This is a genomic window from Burkholderia sp. BCC1208 (genome assembly GCF_902833095.1).
In the GTDB taxonomy this organism is placed as follows: Bacteria; Pseudomonadota; Gammaproteobacteria; order Burkholderiales; family Burkholderiaceae; genus Burkholderia.
The window spans coordinates 195,656-217,528 of record NZ_CADFDY010000012.1 but is presented as its reverse complement, the minus strand read 5'-3'; the positions used below and the strand labels follow the sequence as shown (position 1 = coordinate 217,528).

The window sequence follows — 21,873 nt, the reverse complement described above, 5'->3', positions numbered from 1 at the left end:
GTGCGTTGCGCGCGGCCGCAGCCGTGATCCGGCGCGGCAAGCGACGCGGCGCCAACGGGAGCTTCCCGCACATGACTGACTTCTTTCCGCAATTCGCCCAGCAGCTGGTCAACGGCCTGACGCTGGGTGCGATCTATGCGTTGATCGCCATCGGCTATTCGATGGTCTACGGCATCATCGGCATGATCAACTTCGCCCACGGCGAGATCTACATGATCGGCGCATACGTGGGCCTCGTGACCCTCACGGCCATCGGCATTTCTGCCGGCTATCCGCTGCCGCTCGTGCTCGGCGCGGCACTGATCGTGTCGGTGATCGTCACGGGCCTGTACGGCTTCGCGGTCGAGCGCGTCGCGTATCGGCCGCTGCGCGGCGGCCCGCGCCTCGTGCCGCTGATCTCCGCGATCGGCATGTCGATCTTCCTGCAGAACTACGTGCAGATCGGCCAGGGCGCGCGCGACGTGTCCGTGCCGGTGCTGATCTCCGGCGCGTTCGAGATCCATCTCGGCGGCGACTTCGACGTGACGATTCCGTATGCGCGCCTGTTGATCGTCTGCGTGACGCTGGTGCTGATGATCGCGCTCACGCTGTTCATCTCGCATTCGCGGATGGGCCGTGCGTGCCGCGCGTGCGCCGAGGACATGAAGATGGCGAACCTGCTCGGCATCGACACGAACCGCGTGATCTCGTTCACGTTCGTGCTCGGCGCGATGCTGGCGGCCGTCGGCGGCGTGCTGATCGGGCTGACGATCGGCAAGCTGAATCCGTATATCGGCTTCGTCGCGGGCATCAAGGCGTTCACCGCCGCGGTGCTCGGCGGGATCGGCAGCATCCCGGGCGCGATGCTCGGCGGCGTGCTGCTCGGCCTCGCGGAAACCTTCGCCGCGGGCTACATGCCGGCCGAGTACAAGGACGTGGTCGCGTTCGGCCTGCTCGTGCTGATCCTGCTCTTCCGCCCGACCGGCCTGCTCGGCAAGTCGGACATCGAAAAGGTTTGAGGGAGACGCAGATGAGTCAAGTCATTTCCGTTCGCCGCCCGGCCGCCGACGCTTCGTTCGGCCAGGCGCTGAAGAATGCGGTGGTCGCCGCGGTCCTGACGGCGATCCTCACGATTCCGGTGCTCGGGCTGCAACTGAAGCTCGACGGCTATCAGGTGGTGCTGACGCCGCACTGGCGCCCGGTATGGATCGCGGTCGCGGCCGTGTTCCTGTTCCAGTTGTTCAAGCCGTGGCTGATGCGCGCGAAAGCGGCCGTGAAGCTGCCGGCGGCGCCCGCGATGGGCGCGCGGCAGCAGCGCGCGATCATCTGGGTGCTGCTCGCGGTCGGCCTCGTGTGGCCGTTCTTCGGCTCGCGCGGTGCGGTGGACGTCGCGACGCTCGCGCTGATCTACGTGATCCTCGGGCTCGGGCTGAACATCGTGGTCGGTTTCGCGGGGCTGCTGGATCTCGGCTATGTCGGGTTCTATGCGGTCGGCGGCTATACGTACGCGATGCTGAACCAGTATTTCGGGCTGTCGTTCTGGGAATGCCTGCCGATCGCGGCGATCGCGGCGGCGACGTTCGGCTTCCTGCTCGGCTTCCCGGTGCTGCGGCTGCGCGGCGACTATCTCGCGATCGTCACGCTCGGCTTCGGCGAAATCATTCGCCTGCTCGCGAACAACCTGACGAGCCTCACCGGCGGCCCGGACGGCATCTCGAGCATTCCGAAGCCGACGGTGTTCGGCTTCGAGATGGCGCGCTCGGCGAGCGTCGAAGGCGCGAAGACCTTCCATGAACTGATCGGGCTGGAATACAGCGGCGAGCACATGGTGATCTTCCTGTACCTGATCGCGCTGCTGCTGGTGGGCTTCACGCTGTTCGTGACGAGCCGCCTGATCCGCATGCCGATGGGTCGCGCGTGGGAAGCGCTGCGCGACGACGAGATCGCATGCCGTTCGCTGGGTCTCAACCCGACGCGCATCAAGCTGTCTGCGTTCACGCTCGGCGCCGCGTTCGCGGGTATCGGCGGCGCGTTCTTCGCGGCGCGTCAGGGCCTCGTGAACCCTGAATCGTTCACCTTCATCGAATCGGCGCTGATCCTCGCGATCGTCGTGCTCGGCGGGATGGGCTCGCAGCTCGGCGTGATTCTCGCGGCGATCCTGCTGACCGTGCTGCCGGAGGTCGCGCGCGGGTTCGCCGAGTACCGGATGCTGATCTTCGGTCTGGTGATGGTGTTGATGATGATGTGGCGTCCGCAGGGCCTGCTGCCCGCGAGCCGTCCCCACGTGGAGCTCCCGCAATGAGCGCGAATGCAGAACTGTTGAAGGTCGCCGGGCTGCAGATGCGCTTTGGCGGGTTGCTCGCGGTGGACGGCATCGATTTCGATGTGCGCCGCGACGAGGTGTTCGCGATCATCGGGCCGAACGGCGCGGGCAAGACCACGGTGTTCAATTGCGTCGGCGGCTTCTACAGGCCGACCGGCGGCGACGTCGTGCTCGACGGCCACGCGATCGCCGGGCTGCCGAGCCACAAGATCGCGTTGAAAGGCCTGGTGCGGACGTTCCAGAACATCCGCCTGTTCAAGTCGCTGACCGTCGTCGAGAACCTCCTCGTCGCGCAGCATCGCAAGGTGAAGGCGGGGCTGCTGCACGGCCTGTTCGCGACGCCCGCGTATCGCCACGCCGAGAAGGAGGCGCTCGAACGCGCGGCCGTGTGGCTCGACCGGATGGGGCTGACGGCGGTCGCCAACCGGCCGGCGGGCACGCTGTCGTACGGACACCAGCGGCGTCTGGAGATCGCGCGCTGCATGATCACCGAGCCGCGCCTCTTGATGCTCGACGAGCCGGCCGCCGGCCTCAACCCGCAGGAAAAGATCGAACTGCAGCACCTGATCGACAAGCTGCGCCGGGAATTCGGCGTGTCGGTGCTGCTGATCGAACACGACATGAGCCTCGTGATGGGCGTGTCCGACCGCATCCTCGTGATGGAGCACGGCCGGCCGATCGTGATCGGCACGCCGGAAGCGGTCCGCAACGACCCGCGCGTGATCAAGGCGTATCTGGGGGAAGAGTGATGCTGAAGCTGGAACAGGTCCATACGCACTACGGCGCGGTCGAGGCGCTCGCGGGCGTGTCGATCGAGGTGAACAAGGGCGAGATCGTCACGCTGATCGGCAGCAACGGCGCCGGCAAGACGACGCTGATGATGACGGTATGCGGTACGCCGCGCGCATCGTCGGGCCGCGTGCTGTTCGAGGGCAACGACATCACCGCGATGTCGACGCACCAGATCATGCGGCAGGGGATGGCGATCTCGCCGGAAGGGCGGCGCGTGTTCCCGAGCCTGACGGTGCTGGAGAACCTGAAGATGGGCGGCTTCTTCGCGAGCCGTCACGAGATCGACGACGGCATCGAGCATGTGTTCAAGCTGTTTCCGCGCCTGAAGGAACGCGCGGCGCAGCGGGCCGGCACGATGTCGGGCGGCGAGCAGCAGATGCTGGCGATCGGCCGCGCGCTGATGAGCAAGCCGCGTCTGCTGCTGCTCGACGAACCGACGCTCGGCCTCGCGCCGCTCGTGATCGCGCAGATCTTCGACATCATCCGCACGATCCGCGACGAAGGCGTCACGGTGTTCCTCGTCGAGCAGAACGCGAACAAGGCGCTCGGCGTGGCCGATCGCGGCTACGTGCTCGAAACGGGGCGCGTGGTGCTGGCCGACACGGGCGCGAACCTGCTCGCGAACGACCGGATCAAGCAGGCTTATCTGGGCGGTTGATGGGGGAAAGCCGCCGGCCTGCAATGGGCCAGCGGCTTGCGGCATCCTTCCTGGATGCTTCGGGACGACAGGCGCAAGACCCGTTTTGCAGGAAATCTGTAGCCGATTTGGCTTCGATCGTAGTCAAATTGGCTACATCTTCGCGCTGCGGAGGAAACCGATGAAGGTCAAACGAATCGTCGCCAATATCGACACGCAATCAGTCGACGACGCGAAGCGTTTCTATCAGCAGATCTTCGGCCTCGACCTGCTGATGGACCACGGCTGGATCGCAACCTACGGCAATGCCGAGCAGATGGACGTGCAGATCAGCTTCGCGTCGCAGGGCGGGTCGGGCACGCCGACACCCGATCTGTCGATCGAAGTCGACGATGTCGATGAAGCGCTCGCACGCGTTCATGCGGCAGGCGTGCCCGTCGAATACGGCCCGGCCGACGAGCCATGGGGCGTGCGGCGGTTTTACGTGCGCGACCCGTTCGGCAAGCTCGTCAACGTGCTCGCGCATCGCTGAGCAGCATCGGCGAGCGGGGCACGCCGGCGTTCACGCATGCAACGCCAACCCCTTCACCGCCTTGTCCACGGCCTTCTTCGGCCCGTGCAGCGCGAGGCCGACCAGATCCAGATTTGCTGCATCCTCCGCGCGAAACACCTCGCGGTTGGCCGCATCGTGTCCGGTCGAAAACATCGCGCGCACGTAGGGCACGATCGTCAGTTCCCGCGACAGCGCCTGCCGGTGCGCGGCCTGCAATCCATTCAAGTCGGCCGCGAACACCAGCATCGGCTGGCCGAGCATCCGGCCGTAGCGGCGCCCGGCCGCATCCTCGTAAGGCTCGCCCAGTGCGTCCGGCGCACCGGCCGCGACACCCGTCGCGAGAAACGCGACGACGTTGAGTTTTTGCCACGCTGCGAGATCGTCGCGCACGATCAGCGCTACTTTTGTATCGAACATGCTTGCTCCCGGTTGAAGCGCCCATGATCGGATGTCGTGCGCGATCAGTCTGGAACGTTTGTGCAGAGTTGCCGGTACGCGGCCGGCGTGATCCGGTACGCGCGACGGAACCAGCGGCCGAGGTGGCTCTGGTCGGCGAAGCCGACGTCGGCGGCCGCCTGCGCGGGCGTTCGGCCGGCGGCCAGCAGTTTTCGTGCGGCGCGCAGCCGCAAGCGCACGAGGTACGCGTGCGGCGACGTGCCGAACGCGCGCTGGAACATCCGCGTCAGCCGGAACCGGTCGATGCCGGCGACGCTCGCGAGTTCGTCGAGGCCGAGGTTGCCGTCCATGTGTTCGTGCAGCAGGTCGCGCACGCGCGCGATCGCGGGCGGCACGACGCCGCCTTCCAGCGCGAGCGGGCCGCCCAACTGGCTGCCGAGCCGCATCAGCAGGCGGTCGAGCGTCTGGTCGCGCGCGAGCCGACCTTCGTTGTCGTGGATCGCGAAGAAGGCGTTCCGGATCGCCTCGACGAGGTCGCGATCGTCGACGAGCGTGTGGCCGAACGTGGCTTCGACGCCGCCGAGGCCCGGCAGGTCGAGCCGGCGTGCGGCGCGCTCGACCCACGCCTGCGGCAGGTACAGCATCCCGTACGTGAAGCCGTCGGCTTCGGGCGCGTGGCCGTCGTGCATCGCGCCCGGCTCGATCAGGATCGCGCGGCCCGGTACGCTGGTATGCAGTGAACGGTGGCACTGGAAGCGCTGCACGCCCTGCTCGGTGAAGCCGACCAGCATGTCGTCGTGGTCGTGCGCATCGTACGCATGGCCGTTGAAATGCGCATGCAGGCTTTCGATGCCGGTTTCCGCATCGCGGTGTGCGACGAGCCAGTGGTCCGTCGTGCCGGCTCGGGTCGTCGCGGTCGTCATCGGGTGCCTCGCACGTCGTCATTGCCTGACGGGAGGGATACGCGGTCGGCGAGGAAACGGTGGCGGGTGCGGTTCATGGTTCGATCGGTTCGACCGCCGCCTGTTCGTCGCGCGCGTATTGCGCGGGCGGCCGGCCGACATGCCGCGTGAATGCGACGCTGAAGGTGCTCGCGGAGCTGTAGCCGACGCGCGCCGCGATTTCCGCGATGCGGCCTTCGTTGCGGCGGAGCAGATCCTTCGCCAGCGCCATGCGCCACGTGAGCAGGTATTCCATCGGCGCGACGCCGACCGCGCGGCTGAAGCGCTCGAAGAAGGTCGAGCGCGACAGCGCCGCTTCCTTCGCGAGTTCGACGATCGTCCACGGATGCGACGGGCGCGCGTGCATTGCGCGGAGCGCGGCCGCGAGGCGGCTGTCGGCGAGCCCGCGCACGAGGCCGGGCGATGCGTGCGTGCCGGCCGTGAATCGCAACGCCTCGATCAGCAGCACTTCCATCAGCCGCGACAGCACGATCTCGCGCGCGGGCCGCTGCGCGCGCGACTCGTCGCGCACCAGTTGCACGAGCGTGGTCAGCCGCGGATCGCCGCGCACGTGCACGACTCGCGGCAGGAGCGACACCAGCAATGCCGCGTCGGGCGAACCGAAGCTGCAGTTGCCCAGCATCATGCGCGTGTCGACCGGGTTGCCGGGATCGCCCACCCGGTATTCGCCGGTGTCGAGCGCCACCGGCGGTGCGGATTCGACGCCCGGCGGCGGCGGTTCGAGGCTCGATGTCGCGATGCCGTACGCCGCCGGAATCAGCACGAAATCGCCGGCCCGCAATTCGATCGGCGCGTGCCCGTCGATCGCGATCCGGCACCCGCCGTCGAGAACGACGCAATAGAACGGCTCGCCGGCGACCGTGCGACGCACGAGCCACGGGCTCGCACCGTGAACGGACTTGGAGTGCCGCGCAGCCGGTTGCAGCAGTGTCACGACTTCGGTGAGCGGGTCGATCATCGCCGGACTCTCGCAAAAGAAAAGCGGATTTTCGATTGTAGCGAATACGGGCCCGGCCATCTATCGTACGAACACTTGCTCAACACAACCCGTCAGGAGTTCGCATGAAGACCGTATTGATCACCGGCTGTTCCTCCGGCTTCGGCCTCGAGATCGCGCGCCATTTCCTGGCGCACGACTGGCAGGTCGTCGCGACGATGCGCACGCCGCGCGAGGACGTGCTGCCGCCGTCGGAGCGCTTGCGCGTGCTGCCGCTGGACGTGACGAACACGGACAGCATTCGCGCCGCGATCGACGCAGCCGGCCCGATCGACGTGCTCGTCAACAACGCGGGTTTCGGCGCGGCCGCGCCGGCCGAGCTGGCGCCGCTCGATACGGTGCGCGCGCTGTTCGAGACCAACGCGATCGGCACGATGGCGGTGACGCAGGCGGTGCTGCCGCAGTTTCGGCAGCGCGGGGCCGGCGTGGTCGTGAACGTCACGTCGAGCGTCACGCTGAAGGCGCTGCCGCTGGTCAGCGCGTACCGCGCCACCAAGGCGGCGGTCAATGCGTACACCGAATCGATGGCGGCCGAACTCGAACCGTTCGGCGTGCGCGTGCATCTCGTGTTGCCGGGCCGCGCGCCCGACACACGCTTCGCCGAGAACGCGCGCGCGAACATGCACGGCTTCGAGCACGAAGCGTATGCGGAATTTGTCGAGAAGGCCTTCGCGCGCATGCTCGATGCGTCCGCACCGATTACCCATGCGCAGGACGTCGCCGACGCCGTATGGCGCGCGGCAACCGATCCGTCGAGCCCGCTGCGCATCCCTGCCGGCGCGGATGCCGAAGCATGGGCGGCCGAAGCGCGCTGATCGATCCGGAATACGAAACATCAACGCGTCGCGCCGGAACTTCGAACCGGCGCGACGGATCGCGTGACGCGAGGACGGGGCGGCCGCGTGCCGCTACAGCGCGCGCGTGATCGCCTGCTCCAGCAGCGACAGGCCGAGGTCGATCTCTTCCTCGCTGACGGTCAGCGGCGGCGCGATCCGGAACACGCCGCCCATGCCGGGCAACTGCACGATGTTCATGCTGAGCCCGAGGTTCATGCACTCGCGCGTGATCTTCGCGCCGAGCCCGTCCGCCGGCTCCTTGGTGCGGCGATCCTTGACGATCTCGACGCCCAGCAGCAGCCCGCGCCCGCGTACGTCGCCGATGCAGTCGAAGCGCTCCATCAGGTCGAGCAGGCCGCGCCGCAACCGGTCGCCCATCGTGTTCGCGCGTGCGACGAGGCCGTCGCGCTGCACGACGTCGAGCACGCGCAGGCCGACCGCCGCCGGCAGCGGGTCGGACACGTGCGTCGTGTAGAACAGATAGCCGAGCTGGTGCGCGCGCTCCTCGATGGCCGCCGACGTCACGATGGCCGCGAGCGGCAGCCCGGCGCCGAGCGTCTTCGACAGCGTCAGGATGTCGGGCGTCACGCCGTCGCGCTGGCACGCGAACATCGTGCCGGTGCGGCCGACGCCCGTCTGCGCCTCGTCGAGAATCAGCAGCATGCCGCGTTCCTCGCACTTGCGCTTGAGCGCGGCCATATAGCCTTCGGGCAATTCGATGATCCCGCCGGAACTGAGGATCGGCTCCGCAATGAACGCGGCGAGGTTGCCGCTCGACTGGCGGTCGATCAGGTCGAATGCGTAGTCGAGTTCGGCGAGCGGGTCGTAGGCGCCGTTGCGCTCGAAGCGCGGCCGGTACGCGAACGGCGCCGGAATCGCGAACGAGCCGATCGATGCCGGGCCGACGCCCTTGCGGCCGGCGCTGTACGTGGCCGATGCGGCGGCGCCCGTCATCCCGTGCCACGACTGCGCGAAGCCGACGATCTCGTACTTGCCGGTGACGAGCTTCGCCATCCGGATCGCCGCCTCGTTCGATTCCGCGCCGGTGCTGAGCAGCAGCGCGCGATCGAGCCCGGCGGGCGTGATGTCGGCGAGGCGCGTCGCGAGATCGACGACCGGCCGCGACAGCATGCCGCTGAACAGGTGGTCGAGCTTGCCCGCGTATTCGCTGACGACGGACACGATCTCCGGATGGCTGTGGCCGAGCACCGCGCTCATCTGGCCCGACGTGAAATCGAGGATCGCGCGGCCGTCGGCATCGTAGACGAAGCTGCCTTTCGCGCGCTCGATGATCATCGGCTCGAACGTGCCGCCGTAGCGGATCAGGTGCTGCCTGGCATTGCGCCAGAAGGTTGCGTCGTCGTTCAGGGACATCGGGCGTCTCCGGACAAAAGGGCAGGGATCGCTTGCAGTCTAGGCGCGCGTCTGGTTTGATGGAAACGAATAGTTCTAATGCAAGGTAGAAAAGGAGCTAATACCTTGGGGCTTTCGCTCGAAATCGACCTTCTGCGCTCGTTCGTCGTGATTGCCGAGGTGCGCGCGCTGAGCCGCGCGGCCGCGCGCGTCGGCCGCACGCAATCCGCACTCAGCCAGCAGATGAAGCGGCTCGAAGAGGCCGTCGACCAGCCGCTGTTCCAGCGCACCGGCCGTGGCGTGGTGCTGACGCATCCGGGCGAGCGGCTGCTCGTGCATGCGCAGCGCATCCTGCGGCTGCACGACGAGGCGATGGCCGACCTGTGTGGCACGGGGCTGTCGGGGACGATCCGGTTCGGTTGCCCGGACGATTACGCGGAGGTCTGGCTGCCGTCGCTGCTGCGGCAGTTTTCGAGCCAGCATCCGCAGGCGATCGTCGAAGTCGTCTGCGGGCCGACGCCGCGGCTCGTCGAACAACTGGAGAAGCGCGCGGTCGATCTGGCGATGATTTCGCTACCGGACGACGGCGCGACCGACGACATCATCCGCCGCGAGCAACTCGTCTGGATCGGCTATCCGGGGCTCGAACCCGCGCATTTCGATCCGTTGCCGCTCGCGTTGTCCGATCGCGATACGCTCGATCACCTCGCGGCCTGCGACGCGTTGAATCGCGCCGGCCGCGACTACCGCGTCGCGTATGCGAGCAGCAGTCTCGCCGGGCTGATCGCGCTGGTGCGCTCGGGGCAGGCGTTCGCGGTGATGACGCAGACGGCCGTGCCGGCCGACCTCGCGATCGTCAACGGCGATCCGCGCTTGCCGCCGTTGCCGGCGGTGGGCATTACGCTGAGGTTCGACCGGAAGCGGCCGTCGCATCTGACGACAGCATTCGCCGACCATATCCGGCAAACGCTGCCGTTGCTTTGAGGGTCGACGCGAATCGGTCGATCATCGACGAGGCCGACACCGGCGTGCGGCCCGGTATCTCCGCCGCCGCATCGCGTCGCATCACGCGCGGCTCAACTGCGGCTCAACCGCCGCGCAGCCAGCAATGCGACCGCGAGCAGCACCGCGACATACGCGGCGACGCTCGCCCACGCGCCGCGTTGCCAGAACGCGCCGCCGACCGAGCCGAGCACGCTCGAGCCGACATAGTAGGCGAGCAGATACAGCGAAGCCGCATGCCCTTTCGCGGCGCCCGCGAGCGCGCCGACCCAGCCGCTCGCGACCGAATGGGCGACGAAGAAGCCGATCGTCACGAGCACGATGCCGACGACGATCGCGGCGAGCGAGTGCGACAGCGTCAGTGCGAGGCCCGCCGCGAAGACGACGATGCCGCTGACCAGCACCGGCGCCCGCCCGAGACGATCGGCGAGCGCGCCGGCGCTCGATGACGACACCATCCCGAACAGGTACGCGCCGAAGATCAGCCCGCATGCGGTCGGGCTCAGGTTGAACGGCGCCGCCATGAGTCGGAACCCGGCGTAGTTGTAGATCGTCACGAACGCGCCCATCACCAGGAAGCCGATCGCGAACACGAACGGCAGGCGTGCGTGACGCAGTTGCGCGTGCCACAGCCGCAGGTGGTGACGCAGCGTCAGGTCGGTGCGCTTCACGAAGCGTCGCGAGGCCGGCAGCAGCATCACGAACGCGAGCGCTGCGAGCAGGTCGACGACGCCGATCGACAGCATCGCCGTTCGCCACGAGAAGTGCTCCTCGAGCGCGCTCATGCCGATCCGTCCGATCATGCCGCCGAACGCGGTTCCGCCGACATAGAGCCCCATCGAGAAACCCAGCCCGTCGGCGGCGATTTCTTCCGCGAGATAGGCCATCGCCACCGCCGGCACGCCGCCCAGCGCGAAGCCTTCGAGCGCACGCCAGACCAGGAGCAGGTGCCAGTTCGGCGACAGCGCGGCGAGCATGTTGAACAGCGCGGCCAGCGTCATCGACGCGAACATCAGCCCGCGCCGGCCGACCCGTTCGGACAGCGCGCCGGCACACAGGATCGACACCGCGAGCATCCCGGTGGACAGCGACAGCGAGAGCGAACTCGACGCCGCGCCGACGTTGAACTCGCGTGCGAACGCGGGAAGCAGCGGCTGCACGCAGTACAGCAGCGAGAAAGTGGAAAAGCCGGCGAGGAAAAGCGCGAACGCGATGCGCTTGTATGCGGGCGAGCGCGGGGACACGCCGGCCGGCAGCGCATCGTCGGATGCGGATGGTTGTGTGCCGGGCATGGATCGGGAAATCGAAGCGGAGAACATGGATGCACTCGATGTGCGACGGAATACGTGAATTCTTGCGCACCGTCATATATATGTCCAATATATGAAAGAAACCGCAGCGATATGTTTTAACACTGGCTGACAGGCCAGCCCCGACTCACCGCGAGGTCACGTCACGAATGGAACTTCGGCATCTGCGCTACTTTCTGGCCGTCGCGGCCGCGTCGAATTTCACGAAGGCTGCCGAAACGCTCGGCATCGGCCAGCCGCCGTTGAGCCAGCAGATCAAGGCGCTCGAGAACGAGCTCGGCGTGGAGCTGTTCAAGCGGACCGCGCGCGGCGCCGAATTGACGCTGGCGGGCGAGGTCTTCGCGGAAGAGGCGCGACGCGTGCTGGACGATGCCGAGCGCGCGGCGCGGGCGGCAAGGCGCGCCGCGCGCGGGGAAACCGGCCATTTGCGGGTCGGTTTCACCGGGACGGCCGCGTTCAATCCGAAAGTGTCGGATCTGATTCGCCGCTTTCGGGAGGCGTTTCCGGATGCCGAGCTGACGTTGCAGGAGGCGACGTCGGGCGTCCTGCTGGAGGCGCTGGAGGCCGGGCGTCTCGACGTCGCGATCGTGCGGCCCGAGCGCCGCGTCGCCGCGACGCTGCGGGTAGCCGACTGGGACGAGGAGCCGATGTTCGTCGCGCTGCCCGTCGCGCATCGGCTGGCGCAGCGCCGGCGCATCGATCTGGCGGAGCTGGCCGACGAGTCGTTCGTGCAGGTGCCGCGCGCGGCCGGCGGCGCGCTGTTCGACGACATCGTGGCTGCGTGCCAGGCCGCCGGGTTCGAGCCGCGCATGGCGCAACCGGCGCCGCAGATCGCGTCCGCGGTGACGCTGGTGGCGGCCGGGCTCGGCGTGTCGGTCGTGCCGAAGGCGATTACGCAGGTGCAGGTGCCCGGGGTCGTGTACCGGCCGTTCTCGGGTAACCGGTTTCGCGCCAGGCTGGCCATCGCGTCGCGCTGCGACGAGCCGTCCGCGGTGGTGCGGAATTTTCTGTTGCTGGCGTAGCCGACAACAAAAAACCCGCGCAGCCACATGCTGTCGCGGGTTTCAGATCATGCTCGGAATGCGCTGGAAACGCATCTGGTGCCGACGGCGAGACTCGAACTCGCACAGCTTTCGCCACTACCCCCTCAAGATAGCGTGTCTACCAATTTCACCACGTCGGCACTGCAAGGGGCGCAATTCTAACGTCACGTCGCGCGTTTGTGAAGGGGATGTGACAAGGTCGTGTACGGGCACGCCGTCGATGCCGGTAGAATTCGTCCGATCGACCCGACGGGTCCCCGCAACCGCCACCCGTTTTCTCCGTGATACATACCCTCGAACAGCTGCAGTCCGGACAACTGTCGGGCGCGCGGCAACTCAAGCTCGCGTGCGGACTGACCGAATTTCCGCGAGAGATCTTCGAGCTGGCCGACACGCTCGAAGTGCTCGACCTGACCGGCAATGCGTTGTCCGCGCTGCCCGACGATCTGCCGCGGCTGCATCGTCTGCGCATCCTGTTCGCGTCGGGCAACCGCTTCACCGCCTTCCCCGACGTGCTCGGCGCGTGCGAACAGCTCGACATGATCGGCTTCAAGGCGAACCGGATCCGCACCGTGCCGCGCGGCGCGCTGCCGCCTGCGCTGCGCTGGCTGATCCTGACCGACAACGCGATCGACGAACTTCCGCCCGACATCGGCGACTGTGCGCGGTTGCAGAAGCTCATGCTTGCCGGCAACCAGCTGCGGGCGCTGCCTGCGGAAATGGCCGCGTGCCGCGCGCTGGAGCTGGTGCGCCTGTCGGCGAACCGGCTGGAAGCGTTGCCCGACTGGCTGCCGCGCCTGCCGCGTCTCGCATGGCTCGCCGTTGCCGGCAATCCGTTCGGTGCGGGGCCGGAAGCCACGGCGTCCGCCGGGCCGGACGTCGCGGAGATCGACTGGGCGGCCCTTTCATGTGAACGGAAGCTGGGCGAGGGCGCGTCGGGCGTCATTTATCGCGCGCAGTGGCGGGCGGCGGGCCATCCGCCGCGCACAGTCGCGGTCAAGCTGTTCAAGGGCGCGGTCACGAGCGACGGCCTGCCTGACTGCGAAATGGCCGCATGCCTGCATGCCGACCGTCATCCGAACCTGATCCCGGTGATCGGCAAGCTGCGCGGGCATCCGGACGGCACGCACGGCCTCGTGATGGAGCAGGTCGATCCCGCACTGACGAATCTCGCCGGGCCGCCGAGCTTCGCGTCCTGCACGCGCGACGTCTATGCTGCCGATCTGAAATTCGATCCGGCGCAAGCGCTGCGGATCGCGCACGGCATCGCCTCGGTCGCCGGCCATCTGCACGCGCGCGGCATCATGCATGGCGATCTGTATGCGCACAACATCCTGCACGACGGCGCGGGCGGCGCGTTGCTCGGGGATTTCGGGGCGGCGTCGCTTTACGACGTGAACGAGCGCACACGCGGCGCCCGGTTCGAGCGGCTCGAAGTGCGCGCGTTCGGCTATCTGCTCGGCGAATTACTCGAGCGATGCGAACCGCATGCCGGCGCGCTCGATCCGCTTGCGGCGGCGTGCGTGAACGAGGACGTCGATGCACGGCCGTCGTTCGACGAGATCACGGCCGCACTGGCCGCTCGCATGCACTGACGGAATCGGGCCGGCTTACGCCTGCCGCGCGGTCAGCAGCTTGATGCCGAGCCCGACGAACAGCAGCCCGCTCGCGCGCTTGAGCGCGCGCACCGCGCGGCTCATGCCGAAGCCGCGATGCAGGCGGCGCACGCCGGCCGAATAGACGCTGTGAACGATCACGACCGTGCAGGCGATCGTCGCGTACATCACGACGAACTGCAGCGCGAGCGGGCGGTCGTGCACGATGAACTGCGGCATGAACGCGGACAGGAAGATCATCGTCTTCGGATTGCTGCCCGACACGAACAGCGCTTCGCGGAACAGCTTCCGGCGATCGGGCACGATGCTCCTCGCCGCATCGCTCGATGCGGCGGCCTTGCGGTCGCCGCGCAACTGCCGCACACCCAGGACCATCAGATACGCGGCGCCGCCCACCTTCATCGCGACGAACAGCGGCGGCATCGCCGCCAGCAGCGCGCCGACGCCGAGCGCGACCAGCAGCACGACCACGCCCTGCGCGACGAGATTGCCGGCGATCGTCGCGACGGTGCCGTGCGTGCCGTAGCGCACCGTGTTGCGGATCACGAGCAGCACGTTGGGCCCCGGCGACAGCGTCGTGGCGAGATAGGCTGCGGCAAACAGCATCCAGGTCTGAATGGACATGCGGCGCTCCGGGAGGCGGTTGCGGCGGTCGGGATGATGCGATGATGCCACGCCAATAATGGCGCGGGCCGCCGCCGGAACCGTGCCGTCGCGACGCGTCAGCGCGCGTCGCGCATGCAGTACGCGGGAATCGGCGGCGGCGTATCGATGGCGGCGGGCCGCGTCATCCACGCGATCCACGCGGCCCATGAGCCGCAGACGATCAGTACCGCGACATTCAGCGGCGTCCGGTAGCGAACGATCAGGTCGGCCAGCGGCAGGCGGTCTTTCATGTGCGTCTCCTTCGGTCGAGGGGCAGGCGGCGTTACTGGCCGGCGTAGGTCGGCGCCTTCGCGTCGCAGGTCACGGACACGGCCGAGCCGTCCGCGAAACGCAGCCGGAACGGCACCTTCGCGCCGGGCGCGACGGCCTGGCGCGGCGCTTCCAGCATCACGTGATAGCGCTTCGGTTTGAAGCTGACCGTGCCGTGCGCGGGCACGACGACCGAGTCGACGTGGACCATCTTCGCGGTGCTGCCGCTCGTCTGCGTTTCATGCACCATCGCCATCCCGTATGCGGGCGTGTCGATACCGATGAGCGTCGCGGGCGCGTCGCCGTTGTTCTTCAGCGTGAAGTAGCCGGAGGACGGCACCGTCGCCGGCATCGTGCGGATCCAGCACGCATCGGCCTGTATGGCCGGCGCGGCGAACGTGGCTGGGGCATGCAGCGCCAGTACCATGAGCATGCTGGTCGAAATCGAGCGTTTCATCGTTTGTTCTCCTGATCGGTGCGATGCCCTGGGGCATCGATGCGAATGCGATCGGCACGGCGCGCCGATGCGCATCGCGTGCGTTACTTCAGCGTGAATGCGTAGCGGCCGTGCGTGCGATGGCCGTCGCTGGCCACCGCGATCCACGCGACCGTGTAGGTGCCGGCTTTCAGGCCGGTCAGTGCGACGCGCATCCGCTTCCGGTTGCCGGCGTCGACGGCCGACTTCCCGTCGACGACCGACTGCCCCTGGCTGTCGGTCACGGCGATCGAGCTGAACGCAGGCTCGAGCGCCTCGCCGAAGTCGATCGTGACCGCGTGCGGCGCGCTCGACAGCGTGGCGCCGGGGGCCGGGTCCTGTGTTTTCGGGAGCGCATGCGCATGGGCGGCCTGGATGACGACGAAGCCGAGTGCGGCGAGTGCGCCGCGAACGAAAGTGGTGGTTTTCATGGCTGGATGAGCGAGTGACGAATCGGATGGAAAAGACGGATTCGACGGACGGCCGCGCGAGCGGCATCGATGCCGGCGGCGGTTGGCGCGGCCGTGCGCTGCCGGACATTCGCATGCGGGCGAATGCGGGCGCGGTAATCCGGACCGGCGGCGGCCGACCACGCGCACGGCACGACGCCGCGCGCAGCATGGTGAGACATGATCGTCCTTCGAAACGTGGCATGTCGCGCACGCGGGCGGCGTGCGCAGGCTACGCGATGCACGACGGCATCACGCGCAATGACGACGGATCAGGACGCGAATGGCGGAGCGCGCGGTTGCGCGGCCGTGAGCGGCAGCGCGCGGCGCAGGCTTTCGAAGCGGGTCGCCGCGCGATGCTCGATCGCATGCACGTGGGCCGCGAACGTCAGTTCGGGCGCAGGCAGGGCGGGAGTATGAGCAAGCAGGCTGCAGTAGCCGCATGCGTGGAGATGCGCCTGCAGGCTTTTCATCGACGCATCGGCGGAGCGGTCGCCGGAGGCCGGCGCGGACGAACAGTAACCGGCCAGCAGCGCGTCGACGCGGCCTTGCGTGGTCAGCGCCTGCGAGATCGTCGGTGCGAGCGCCGTCATCAGGATGAAGAGCATCCCGATCAGACTGCCGATCTTCCGGAGACGACGACTCAGCATGCGATGCGCGGCGGGTGGGCGACGATGCCGCCGATTATGCCACGCACGTCGATTCGCCGGCCGGCCCGAACGTGCGGCGTAGCGGCGCGCTACGCGGGCAGCGCCAGATACTTCGCGATCAGCGTCATCTGCGCGGCCCAGCCCTGGTCGTTCATTTCGCGCGCCGTCGCGCGACGCGCCTCGATCAACTGGTCGAAACCCGTTTCGGTGACCGTGAGCAGCGTGCCGCCGGCCTGCGCCGCGAGCGTGAACGTGACGAGCGTCATCGGCTCGGATGCGTAATCGACATGCGGGTCGATCGCGAACGGGTGCCAGCGGAACGAGAACAGTTGCCGCGGCTCGATACGATCGACGACGATTTCGAACGCGGTGCCCGCATAGGGCTCCTGCGCCTTCGCGACGTCGTCGTCGACGCGGGTGGGCGTGATGCGGCCGAACAGCGGCTGGCCGGCCTCGAACGGGCCGTCGAACGAGACGCCGAACCACTGGCCGAATTCGCCGGAATTGCTGACGGCTGCCCAGACGCGGTCGGGCGAGGCGCCGAGCAGCGCCTGTTTTTCGATGCGATCGGTTTGCTGGATCATCGCGTTCTCCATGCAGAATCGAGCGTTGCAGGTCGACGCGCGCTGGCGCGCCGTGTCTAGTCGAGCATGACGGCGTCGGGCACGTCGAGCACGAGGTCCGACGTTGCGACGGCCACGCACGGCAGCGTATAGCCGTCGGCCTTTTCCTCGCGGCTCAGCCCCGGCCATTCGATCGTGTAGCGTACGCTTCCGCTGACGATCCTGCACAGGCAGCTTCGGCACGTGCCGTTGCGGCACGAACGCGGCAGCGACACGCGTGCGAACGCGGCGGCTTCGAGCACCGTCAGCGAATCGGGCGCGTCGAAGCGTGCGCCGAGCGGCTCGATGCGCACGAGGGGCGGGTGTTCTGGATCGGTCATGACTGAAGCGGGCAGCGGTTCGGCGGCAACGCGCCAAGCATACCCGAACCCGCCGGCGGCCGACGGCCGCCAGCCGTGGGCGTCAGTGGCGTCGCAGATACCGGTACACGGTGTTGCGCGCGAGGCCGAGTTCGCGCGCGGCCGCCGATACGTTGCCGCCATGCCGCGCGAGCACCGCGTCGATCATCGCGGCCTGGTGGCTTTGCAGCGTCGTGCCTTCGCGCTTGCCGGCCGGCGTGGCGGCTTCCGGTGCAGCCGCGGCGTCGTCGCAGTCGAGCCAGAAATCGTCGGGCAAATGCGCGAGCGCGATCTCGGCTTCGCCGTCGGCGAGCATGCCGGCCGTGCGCAGCACGTTGGTCATCTGCCGCAGGTTGCCGGGCCAGCGGTGGCGCGCGAACGCGTCGAGCACGTCGGCCGAGAGGCGGCGCGGCATCGGCTCGCTGCGCGCGAGCCGCGCGAGGATCCGCTCGACGAGCGCCGGCAGGTCGGTGCGTGCGGCGAGCGCCGGCAGCGTGACCGCGAGCCCGTTGATCCGGTAGAACAGGTCTTCGCGGAACGTGCCGTCCGCGATCATCGCGCGCAGATCGCGGTGGGTCGCGCAGACCACGCGCACGTCGACCGGCACCGCGCGTGCGCCGCCGAGCGGCATCACCGCGCGCTCCTGCAGCACGCGCATCAGCCGCACCTGCTGCGCGAGCGGCATGTCGCCGATTTCGTCGAGAAACAGCGTGCCGCCGTCGGCCTGCACGATCTTGCCGGGGCTGCCGCGCTTGCGCGCGCCCGTGAACGCGCCGTCTTCATAGCCGAACAGCTCGGCCTCGATCAGCGAATCGGGCAGCGCCGCGCAGTTGACCGCGACGAACGGGCCGTCCGCGCGCGGCGACGCCTGATGCAGCGCGCGGGCAAGCCATTCCTTGCCGGTGCCGGTCTGGCCGAGGATCAGCAGCGGCAGGTCGCGCCCGCGGATCTTCGCGACGCGTTCGAGCACGGCGGCCATGCGCGCGTCGCCGGTGTCGAGCGTCGCGAACGTGATCGCATCGGGGTCCGGCGCGCGCACGCGTGCGGCCGGCGCGGGCGGCGTGACGGCGACGGTCGTTTTCTGCGCTTCCGGGAATTCGCAGCGAGCGAGCACGCGCACGCCGGTCGACAGCGTGAGGCGGAACGTGGCGCCCGGCGCGCGCGCGGCCTGCTGCGCGAGCTGGCCGAAGCGCATGCCGAACAACGCGTCGCTGGCCTGGTGCTGCAGTGCGTCGAACGACGCGCCGAGCTGGAACTGGGCGCTGCGGTTCGCGGCGATCAGCCCGCCGTCGGGGCCGAAGGCGACGAGCCCCGCGAACAGCGAATCGACGCAATCCTCGTGTGCGTGAAAGCGCAGCCGCAGCGCTTCGCCGCACTGGTTCGCGAACAGGTGGTTCTCGATCAGTTGGGCGGACATCCGCACGAGCGCGAGCGTATGCGGGCTGGAGCCGCGCGGGTCGCCGCTCACGTCGAGCGTGCCGAGCGTGCGGCCGAACGGATCGACGATCGGCGCGCACGCGCAGGTGAGGATGTGGTTGGCGCGCAGGAAATGTTCGGAGCCGTGCACGACGACGGCCTGGCCCGATGCGAGCGCGGTGCCGATCGCATTGGTGCCGCGTGCGCCTTCGGCCCACGACACGCCGTTGCACAGTGCGACGCGGTTCGCTTTCTCGATGAAGTCCGCGTCGCCGATGCTGTGCAGGATCACGCCGTCGGCATCGGTCAGCAGCACGAGGCTTTGCGTCTCGGCGATCTGCGCGTGGAGATCCTCCATCACCGGGCGTGCGTGCGAGAACAGCGTGTGGTTCGTGTCGAGCAGTTCGCGCAGCGCGAGACGCGACAGCGGCGAGAAATCGGGGCGTTCGTGCGCGCGCAGGCCGACCGCGGTCGAACGCGCATGCGCCTGCGCGAGCAGGTCGGTACGCCCCACGGTGGCGGGCAGCACGAAGGATTGCGGCATGGTTTGTCTCCTGTTCCCGGGGCCGTTGGAGCCGGCCGGATCGGAATCGGCGGCGGAGTGCGGCTCCGCTCGCGGTGCACCATTCGGCGCGACAGCCGACCGTCCGGGTACGCATCATCATACAAGCGCCACGTGCGATGTGCGACCGCGAACAAAATCCCCTTGCTTTTAAGCGCCCGCCTGCAATGATGGAAATGGAGCACGCACGCGCCGTGTTCCGCACTGCAACAAGCATGCGACGCGACATGCATCCGTTCGGGAGACGCATCATGGTTCGGGCGGAACTGAGAGTCGTGCTGGCGGCCATCGCCACCTTCATCATGCTGGGCGGCATTGCCGTGGCGATCCACGGATTGCTGTTCGACCTGACCGACGCGGTGAGATACGGAGCGGCCGCGATTGCGGTGGGCGTCACGACCGCCGCGATCGCGCTCAACGTCTGGCCGACCGATCCGCACTGACGCCCGTTTGCGAAACGGTGCCGGATGCCGCGCAGATCAGACGAAATGCGCGTCGGAACGACGCACACCGAAATTTTTGTCTCCCGCGCGAAACCGTCTAAAGTGGAATTCAACCGGCATGCATCGACCGCGCCACACTCCGCGGTCGGGGCCTCCGCCGGCGAGCCCGCGTACATTTCGTCCGGCCGGTAGCGGACGACGGACGCGGTCATTCGTTTTCTACCGGTCGAGGCGGCTCCATGCAGATCCATTTCACGAACGAGAAGCCGGAGTATTCGGGGCGTGACCTGATGCTGGCGTTCACGGCACTGGTCAATGGCGAGCGCGTCCAATGTCAGATCACCGCCGAGGCGCTGGAAGACCACTTCGGCGCGGCATCGCCCCGCTTCGAGGACATGGTCGGCGCATTCGACCAGCACCGCGAGCGCATCGAGGCGGCCGCGCGGCGCCTGCTGTCGGAAACGCGCGCGCAATGCGTGACGCTGCGCAGCGGCTACGTGCGTTTCTACGAGGCCAACTGGCGAGGATGACACGACGCACGTCTGGCGGCGCGCACATCCGAGCGGCGCACGCGAAGACGTTGCCTTCACGCAATGCCGTTCGGCGGGGCCGGGCGGCATTTTCGTATGCGGGCCGCGCGGGATGGCCCGAGCGTCGGCAGGATCATGCGCGTCGATTCGTGAGGATCGCGGAAGAATCGTGCGAAAACGAAAACGCCACCCGAAGGTGGCGTTTTTTCATTTCATCGCGCGGCGCAGCGATGCGCTTCGCTTACTCGCTGCCGAGATAGAAGAAGCGAAACAGGAACACGGCCGCGATGATCCATACGATCGGCTTGACCGTGCGGGCCTGGCCCGTCAGCAGCTTGAGGCCGCCGTATGCGATGAAGCCGAACGCGACACCGTTCGCGATCGAGTACGTGAACGGCATCAGCAGCGCGGTCAGCGCGGCCGGCACGGCTTCCGTCGCATCGTCCCACGGCACCTCGACCATCTCGCGCAGCATCAGGCACGACACGTACAGCAGCGCGGGCGCGGTTGCGTAGGCCGGCACCACGCCGGCGAGCGGCGCGATGAACAGGCACGCGAGGAACAGCACCGCGACGGTGATGGCCGTCACGCCGGTGCGGCCGCCCGCTTGCACGCCCGACGCGCTTTCGATATACGCGGTGGTCGACGACGTGCCGAGCACCGAGCCCGCGACGATTGCCGTGCTGTCGGCGAGCAGCGCCTTGTTCAGGCGGTTCATCTTGCCCTCGACGAGCAGGCCCGCGCGATTCGCGACGCCCATCAGCGTGCCCGTCGCGTCGAACAGTTCGACGAGGAAGAACACGAGGATCACGTTGATGATGCCGGTCGACAGCGCGGCGCGGATGTCGAGCTTGAACAGCGTCGCATCGATCGACGGCGGCGCGGAGAACACGCCGTGGAACTGGTTGTCGCCGAAGAAGAACGACAGGATCGTCACGCCGATGATGCCGATCAGGATCGCGCCGCGCACGCGCAGGTGGTCGAGCGTGACGATCGTGAAGAAGCCGACGATCGCGAGGATCGTGTCGTGCTTGTGCAGATCGCCGAGCGTGACGAGCGTGGCCGGATTGCCGACGATCACGCCCGACGTCTTCAGCGAGATGATGCCGAGGAACAGGCCGATACCGGCGGTAATGGAGATCCGCAGCGATTTCGGAATGCCGTTGACGATCGCCTCGCGCACGCGGAACAGCGTGACGAGCAGGAACAGGCAGCCGGAAATGAACACGGCGCCGAGCGCGGCCTGCCACGTGAAGCCCATCCCCTTGACGACCGTATACGCGAAATACGCGTTCAGGCCCATGCCGGGCGCGCAGGCGATCGGGTAGTTCGCGTACAGCCCCATGATGACCGACGCCAGCGCCGCGACGAGGCAGGTCGCGACGAACACGGATTCCTTCGGCATGCCGGCGTCGCCGAGGATCGCGGGGTTGACGAAGATGATGTAGGCCATCGTCAGGAACGTGGTGACGCCCGCGAGTATTTCGGTGCGGAAGTCGGTGCCGGCTTCAGCGAAGCCGAAATACCGCTTGATGGATTCCATGAACGCGTTTCTCCGGTCGGGTTGTCGTGTTGATTGTTGTGCCGAATTGTTGTAAAGGCAGTGCGGCCGGCTCACTGTAACCAGCCACTATTGTCCGGCTATCGGCGGATTGTAATAGCGCGGATAGCTC

At 67.8% G+C, this 21,873-nt stretch carries 25 protein-coding genes and 1 tRNA gene; 11 read left to right on the top strand and 15 right to left on the bottom strand.

Annotation, left to right across the window (positions count from 1 at the left end; translation table 11 throughout):
- Positions 1–71 precede the first annotated feature (71 nt).
- The 5 genes from livH to HWX09_RS28180 all read left to right on the top strand — a co-directional run bounded on the left by livH (position 72) and on the right by HWX09_RS28180 (position 4,263).
- Positions 72–998 carry a high-affinity branched-chain amino acid ABC transporter permease LivH gene (livH, locus tag HWX09_RS28200; protein ID WP_006749488.1) on the top strand — a complete coding sequence of 309 codons (927 nt, stop codon included), beginning with the start codon at positions 72–74 and terminating at the stop codon, positions 996–998.
- Positions 999–1,009: 11 nt separating this feature from the next.
- Positions 1,010–2,281: a high-affinity branched-chain amino acid ABC transporter permease LivM gene (locus HWX09_RS28195; RefSeq protein WP_027781248.1), complete on the top strand. Its 1,272-nt coding sequence runs from the start codon at positions 1,010–1,012 to the stop codon at positions 2,279–2,281.
- A complete protein-coding gene (gene livG / locus HWX09_RS28190; RefSeq protein ID WP_027781247.1) occupies positions 2,278–3,051 on the top strand; it encodes a high-affinity branched-chain amino acid ABC transporter ATP-binding protein LivG in 774 nt (257 codons plus the stop codon). The genes HWX09_RS28195 and livG overlap by 4 nt, the downstream gene beginning before the upstream one ends.
- A complete protein-coding gene (locus tag HWX09_RS28185) occupies positions 3,051–3,752 on the top strand; it encodes an ABC transporter ATP-binding protein (RefSeq protein ID WP_006484776.1) in 702 nt (233 codons plus the stop codon). The genes livG and HWX09_RS28185 overlap by 1 nt, the downstream gene beginning before the upstream one ends.
- A gap of 160 nt (positions 3,753–3,912) precedes the next feature.
- Positions 3,913–4,263 carry a VOC family protein gene (locus tag HWX09_RS28180; RefSeq protein ID WP_027781246.1) on the top strand — a complete coding sequence of 117 codons (351 nt, stop codon included), beginning with the start codon at positions 3,913–3,915 and terminating at the stop codon, positions 4,261–4,263.
- 30 nt (positions 4,264–4,293) lie between these two features.
- Here HWX09_RS28180 and HWX09_RS28175 read toward each other — a convergent pair whose 3' ends face one another.
- The 3 genes from HWX09_RS28175 to HWX09_RS28165 all read right to left on the bottom strand — a co-directional run bounded on the left by HWX09_RS28175 (position 4,294) and on the right by HWX09_RS28165 (position 6,660).
- Positions 4,294–4,701, bottom strand: a complete 408-nt coding sequence (locus HWX09_RS28175; protein ID WP_027781245.1) for a DUF2000 domain-containing protein — start codon at positions 4,699–4,701, stop codon at positions 4,294–4,296.
- Positions 4,702–4,745: 44 nt separating this feature from the next.
- Positions 4,746–5,603 (bottom strand): AraC family transcriptional regulator, encoded by an 858-nt coding sequence (locus HWX09_RS28170; protein ID WP_027781244.1) that lies wholly within the window; start codon positions 5,601–5,603, stop codon positions 4,746–4,748.
- 73 nt (positions 5,604–5,676) lie between these two features.
- On the bottom strand, positions 5,677–6,660 hold the full coding sequence (locus HWX09_RS28165) for an AraC family transcriptional regulator (protein WP_027781243.1): 984 nt from the start codon (positions 6,658–6,660) through the stop codon (positions 5,677–5,679).
- A gap of 44 nt (positions 6,661–6,704) precedes the next feature.
- On the opposite strand from HWX09_RS28165, the gene HWX09_RS28160 reads away from it, so the two are divergent.
- On the top strand, positions 6,705–7,454 hold the full coding sequence (locus tag HWX09_RS28160) for an SDR family oxidoreductase (protein WP_027781242.1): 750 nt from the start codon (positions 6,705–6,707) through the stop codon (positions 7,452–7,454).
- 93 nt (positions 7,455–7,547) lie between these two features.
- Here HWX09_RS28160 and HWX09_RS28155 read toward each other — a convergent pair whose 3' ends face one another.
- Positions 7,548–8,849 (bottom strand): aspartate aminotransferase family protein, encoded by a 1,302-nt coding sequence (locus HWX09_RS28155; RefSeq protein WP_027781241.1) that lies wholly within the window; start codon positions 8,847–8,849, stop codon positions 7,548–7,550.
- Positions 8,850–8,927: 78 nt separating this feature from the next.
- Between HWX09_RS28155 and HWX09_RS28150 the strand changes: the two genes are divergently transcribed.
- Positions 8,928–9,812: a LysR family transcriptional regulator gene (locus HWX09_RS28150; RefSeq protein ID WP_034185234.1), complete on the top strand. Its 885-nt coding sequence runs from the start codon at positions 8,928–8,930 to the stop codon at positions 9,810–9,812.
- A gap of 92 nt (positions 9,813–9,904) precedes the next feature.
- Here HWX09_RS28150 and HWX09_RS28145 read toward each other — a convergent pair whose 3' ends face one another.
- Positions 9,905–11,149 carry an MFS transporter gene (locus HWX09_RS28145; protein ID WP_027781239.1) on the bottom strand — a complete coding sequence of 415 codons (1,245 nt, stop codon included), beginning with the start codon at positions 11,147–11,149 and terminating at the stop codon, positions 9,905–9,907.
- Between the two features lie 140 nt (positions 11,150–11,289).
- Here HWX09_RS28145 and HWX09_RS28140 point away from each other — a divergent pair, with 140 nt between their 5' ends.
- Positions 11,290–12,162, top strand: a complete 873-nt coding sequence (locus tag HWX09_RS28140) for a LysR family transcriptional regulator (RefSeq protein ID WP_027781238.1) — start codon at positions 11,290–11,292, stop codon at positions 12,160–12,162.
- 76 nt (positions 12,163–12,238) lie between these two features.
- Here the strand turns inward: HWX09_RS28140 and HWX09_RS28135 are convergent.
- Positions 12,239–12,323: transfer RNA gene (locus HWX09_RS28135), tRNA-Leu, on the bottom strand.
- 141 nt (positions 12,324–12,464) lie between these two features.
- Between HWX09_RS28135 and HWX09_RS28130 the strand changes: the two genes are divergently transcribed.
- The gene (locus HWX09_RS28130; RefSeq protein ID WP_027781237.1) at positions 12,465–13,778 is read left to right on the top strand and encodes a leucine-rich repeat-containing protein kinase family protein; all 1,314 of its coding nucleotides are present in this window, start codon (positions 12,465–12,467) and stop codon (positions 13,776–13,778) included.
- Positions 13,779–13,793: 15 nt separating this feature from the next.
- Here HWX09_RS28130 and HWX09_RS28125 read toward each other — a convergent pair whose 3' ends face one another.
- From HWX09_RS28125 to HWX09_RS28090, 8 genes are all read right to left on the bottom strand, one after another.
- Positions 13,794–14,423 carry a LysE family translocator gene (locus tag HWX09_RS28125; protein WP_027781236.1) on the bottom strand — a complete coding sequence of 210 codons (630 nt, stop codon included), beginning with the start codon at positions 14,421–14,423 and terminating at the stop codon, positions 13,794–13,796.
- Positions 14,424–14,521: 98 nt separating this feature from the next.
- Complete coding sequence (locus HWX09_RS28120) at positions 14,522–14,695, bottom strand: hypothetical protein (protein WP_175888610.1); 174 nt, start codon at positions 14,693–14,695, stop codon at positions 14,522–14,524.
- Positions 14,696–14,727: 32 nt separating this feature from the next.
- Entirely contained in the window at positions 14,728–15,171 is a 444-nt protein-coding gene (locus tag HWX09_RS28115; protein ID WP_027781235.1) for a copper chaperone PCu(A)C, read from the bottom strand.
- An 83-nt stretch (positions 15,172–15,254) separates the two neighbouring features.
- Entirely contained in the window at positions 15,255–15,620 is a 366-nt protein-coding gene (locus HWX09_RS28110; RefSeq protein WP_027781234.1) for a copper resistance protein CopC, read from the bottom strand.
- Between the two features lie 290 nt (positions 15,621–15,910).
- Positions 15,911–16,288, bottom strand: coding sequence for a DUF2946 domain-containing protein (locus HWX09_RS28105; protein ID WP_027781233.1), 378 nt, complete (start codon positions 16,286–16,288; stop codon positions 15,911–15,913).
- A gap of 89 nt (positions 16,289–16,377) precedes the next feature.
- Positions 16,378–16,872, bottom strand: a complete 495-nt coding sequence (locus HWX09_RS28100) for an SRPBCC family protein (RefSeq protein ID WP_027781232.1) — start codon at positions 16,870–16,872, stop codon at positions 16,378–16,380.
- A 56-nt stretch (positions 16,873–16,928) separates the two neighbouring features.
- Positions 16,929–17,231: a 2Fe-2S iron-sulfur cluster-binding protein gene (locus tag HWX09_RS28095; protein WP_027781231.1), complete on the bottom strand. Its 303-nt coding sequence runs from the start codon at positions 17,229–17,231 to the stop codon at positions 16,929–16,931.
- An 82-nt stretch (positions 17,232–17,313) separates the two neighbouring features.
- On the bottom strand, positions 17,314–19,209 hold the full coding sequence (locus tag HWX09_RS28090; protein ID WP_027781230.1) for a sigma-54-dependent Fis family transcriptional regulator: 1,896 nt from the start codon (positions 19,207–19,209) through the stop codon (positions 17,314–17,316).
- A 185-nt stretch (positions 19,210–19,394) separates the two neighbouring features.
- Between HWX09_RS28090 and HWX09_RS28085 the strand changes: the two genes are divergently transcribed.
- A complete protein-coding gene (locus tag HWX09_RS28085) occupies positions 19,395–19,670 on the top strand; it encodes a DUF2964 family protein (RefSeq protein WP_249189237.1) in 276 nt (91 codons plus the stop codon).
- Between the two features lie 239 nt (positions 19,671–19,909).
- A complete protein-coding gene (locus HWX09_RS28080) occupies positions 19,910–20,200 on the top strand; it encodes a DUF1488 domain-containing protein (RefSeq protein WP_027781229.1) in 291 nt (96 codons plus the stop codon).
- 241 nt (positions 20,201–20,441) lie between these two features.
- On the opposite strand, the gene HWX09_RS28075 is transcribed toward HWX09_RS28080, so the two are convergent.
- Complete coding sequence (locus HWX09_RS28075; protein WP_027781228.1) at positions 20,442–21,743, bottom strand: NCS2 family permease; 1,302 nt, start codon at positions 21,741–21,743, stop codon at positions 20,442–20,444.
- Positions 21,744–21,873: the final 130 nt, after the last annotated feature.

Bases quoted from the DNA above. Each gene is read 5' to 3' on its own strand.
- HWX09_RS28115 (WP_027781235.1), bottom strand. From the start codon at position 15,171: ATGAAACGCTCGATTTCGACCAGCATGCTCATGGTACTGGCGCTGCAT.
- HWX09_RS28105 (WP_027781233.1), bottom strand. From the start codon at position 16,288: ATGCTGAGTCGTCGTCTCCGGAAGATCGGCAGTCTGATCGGGATGCTC.
- HWX09_RS28140 (WP_027781238.1), top strand. From the start codon at position 11,290: ATGGAACTTCGGCATCTGCGCTACTTTCTGGCCGTCGCGGCCGCGTCG.
- HWX09_RS28125 (WP_027781236.1), bottom strand. From the start codon at position 14,423: ATGTCCATTCAGACCTGGATGCTGTTTGCCGCAGCCTATCTCGCCACG.
- HWX09_RS28080 (WP_027781229.1), top strand. From the start codon at position 19,910: ATGCAGATCCATTTCACGAACGAGAAGCCGGAGTATTCGGGGCGTGAC.
- HWX09_RS28180 (WP_027781246.1), top strand. From the start codon at position 3,913: ATGAAGGTCAAACGAATCGTCGCCAATATCGACACGCAATCAGTCGAC.
- livG (WP_027781247.1), top strand. From the start codon at position 2,278: ATGAGCGCGAATGCAGAACTGTTGAAGGTCGCCGGGCTGCAGATGCGC.
- HWX09_RS28165 (WP_027781243.1), bottom strand. From the start codon at position 6,660: ATGGCCGGGCCCGTATTCGCTACAATCGAAAATCCGCTTTTCTTTTGC.
- HWX09_RS28155 (WP_027781241.1), bottom strand. From the start codon at position 8,849: ATGTCCCTGAACGACGACGCAACCTTCTGGCGCAATGCCAGGCAGCAC.
- livH (WP_006749488.1), top strand. From the start codon at position 72: ATGACTGACTTCTTTCCGCAATTCGCCCAGCAGCTGGTCAACGGCCTG.
- HWX09_RS28160 (WP_027781242.1), top strand. From the start codon at position 6,705: ATGAAGACCGTATTGATCACCGGCTGTTCCTCCGGCTTCGGCCTCGAG.
- HWX09_RS28150 (WP_034185234.1), top strand. From the start codon at position 8,928: ATGCAAGGTAGAAAAGGAGCTAATACCTTGGGGCTTTCGCTCGAAATC.
- HWX09_RS28185 (WP_006484776.1), top strand. From the start codon at position 3,051: ATGCTGAAGCTGGAACAGGTCCATACGCACTACGGCGCGGTCGAGGCG.
- HWX09_RS28175 (WP_027781245.1), bottom strand. From the start codon at position 4,701: ATGTTCGATACAAAAGTAGCGCTGATCGTGCGCGACGATCTCGCAGCG.
- HWX09_RS28195 (WP_027781248.1), top strand. From the start codon at position 1,010: ATGAGTCAAGTCATTTCCGTTCGCCGCCCGGCCGCCGACGCTTCGTTC.
- HWX09_RS28110 (WP_027781234.1), bottom strand. From the start codon at position 15,620: ATGAAAACCACCACTTTCGTTCGCGGCGCACTCGCCGCACTCGGCTTC.
- HWX09_RS28085 (WP_249189237.1), top strand. From the start codon at position 19,395: ATGATGGAAATGGAGCACGCACGCGCCGTGTTCCGCACTGCAACAAGC.
- HWX09_RS28100 (WP_027781232.1), bottom strand. From the start codon at position 16,872: ATGATCCAGCAAACCGATCGCATCGAAAAACAGGCGCTGCTCGGCGCC.
- HWX09_RS28090 (WP_027781230.1), bottom strand. From the start codon at position 19,209: ATGCCGCAATCCTTCGTGCTGCCCGCCACCGTGGGGCGTACCGACCTG.
- HWX09_RS28145 (WP_027781239.1), bottom strand. From the start codon at position 11,149: ATGTTCTCCGCTTCGATTTCCCGATCCATGCCCGGCACACAACCATCC.
- HWX09_RS28120 (WP_175888610.1), bottom strand. From the start codon at position 14,695: ATGAAAGACCGCCTGCCGCTGGCCGACCTGATCGTTCGCTACCGGACG.
- HWX09_RS28170 (WP_027781244.1), bottom strand. From the start codon at position 5,603: ATGACGACCGCGACGACCCGAGCCGGCACGACGGACCACTGGCTCGTC.
- HWX09_RS28095 (WP_027781231.1), bottom strand. From the start codon at position 17,231: ATGACCGATCCAGAACACCCGCCCCTCGTGCGCATCGAGCCGCTCGGC.
- HWX09_RS28075 (WP_027781228.1), bottom strand. From the start codon at position 21,743: ATGGAATCCATCAAGCGGTATTTCGGCTTCGCTGAAGCCGGCACCGAC.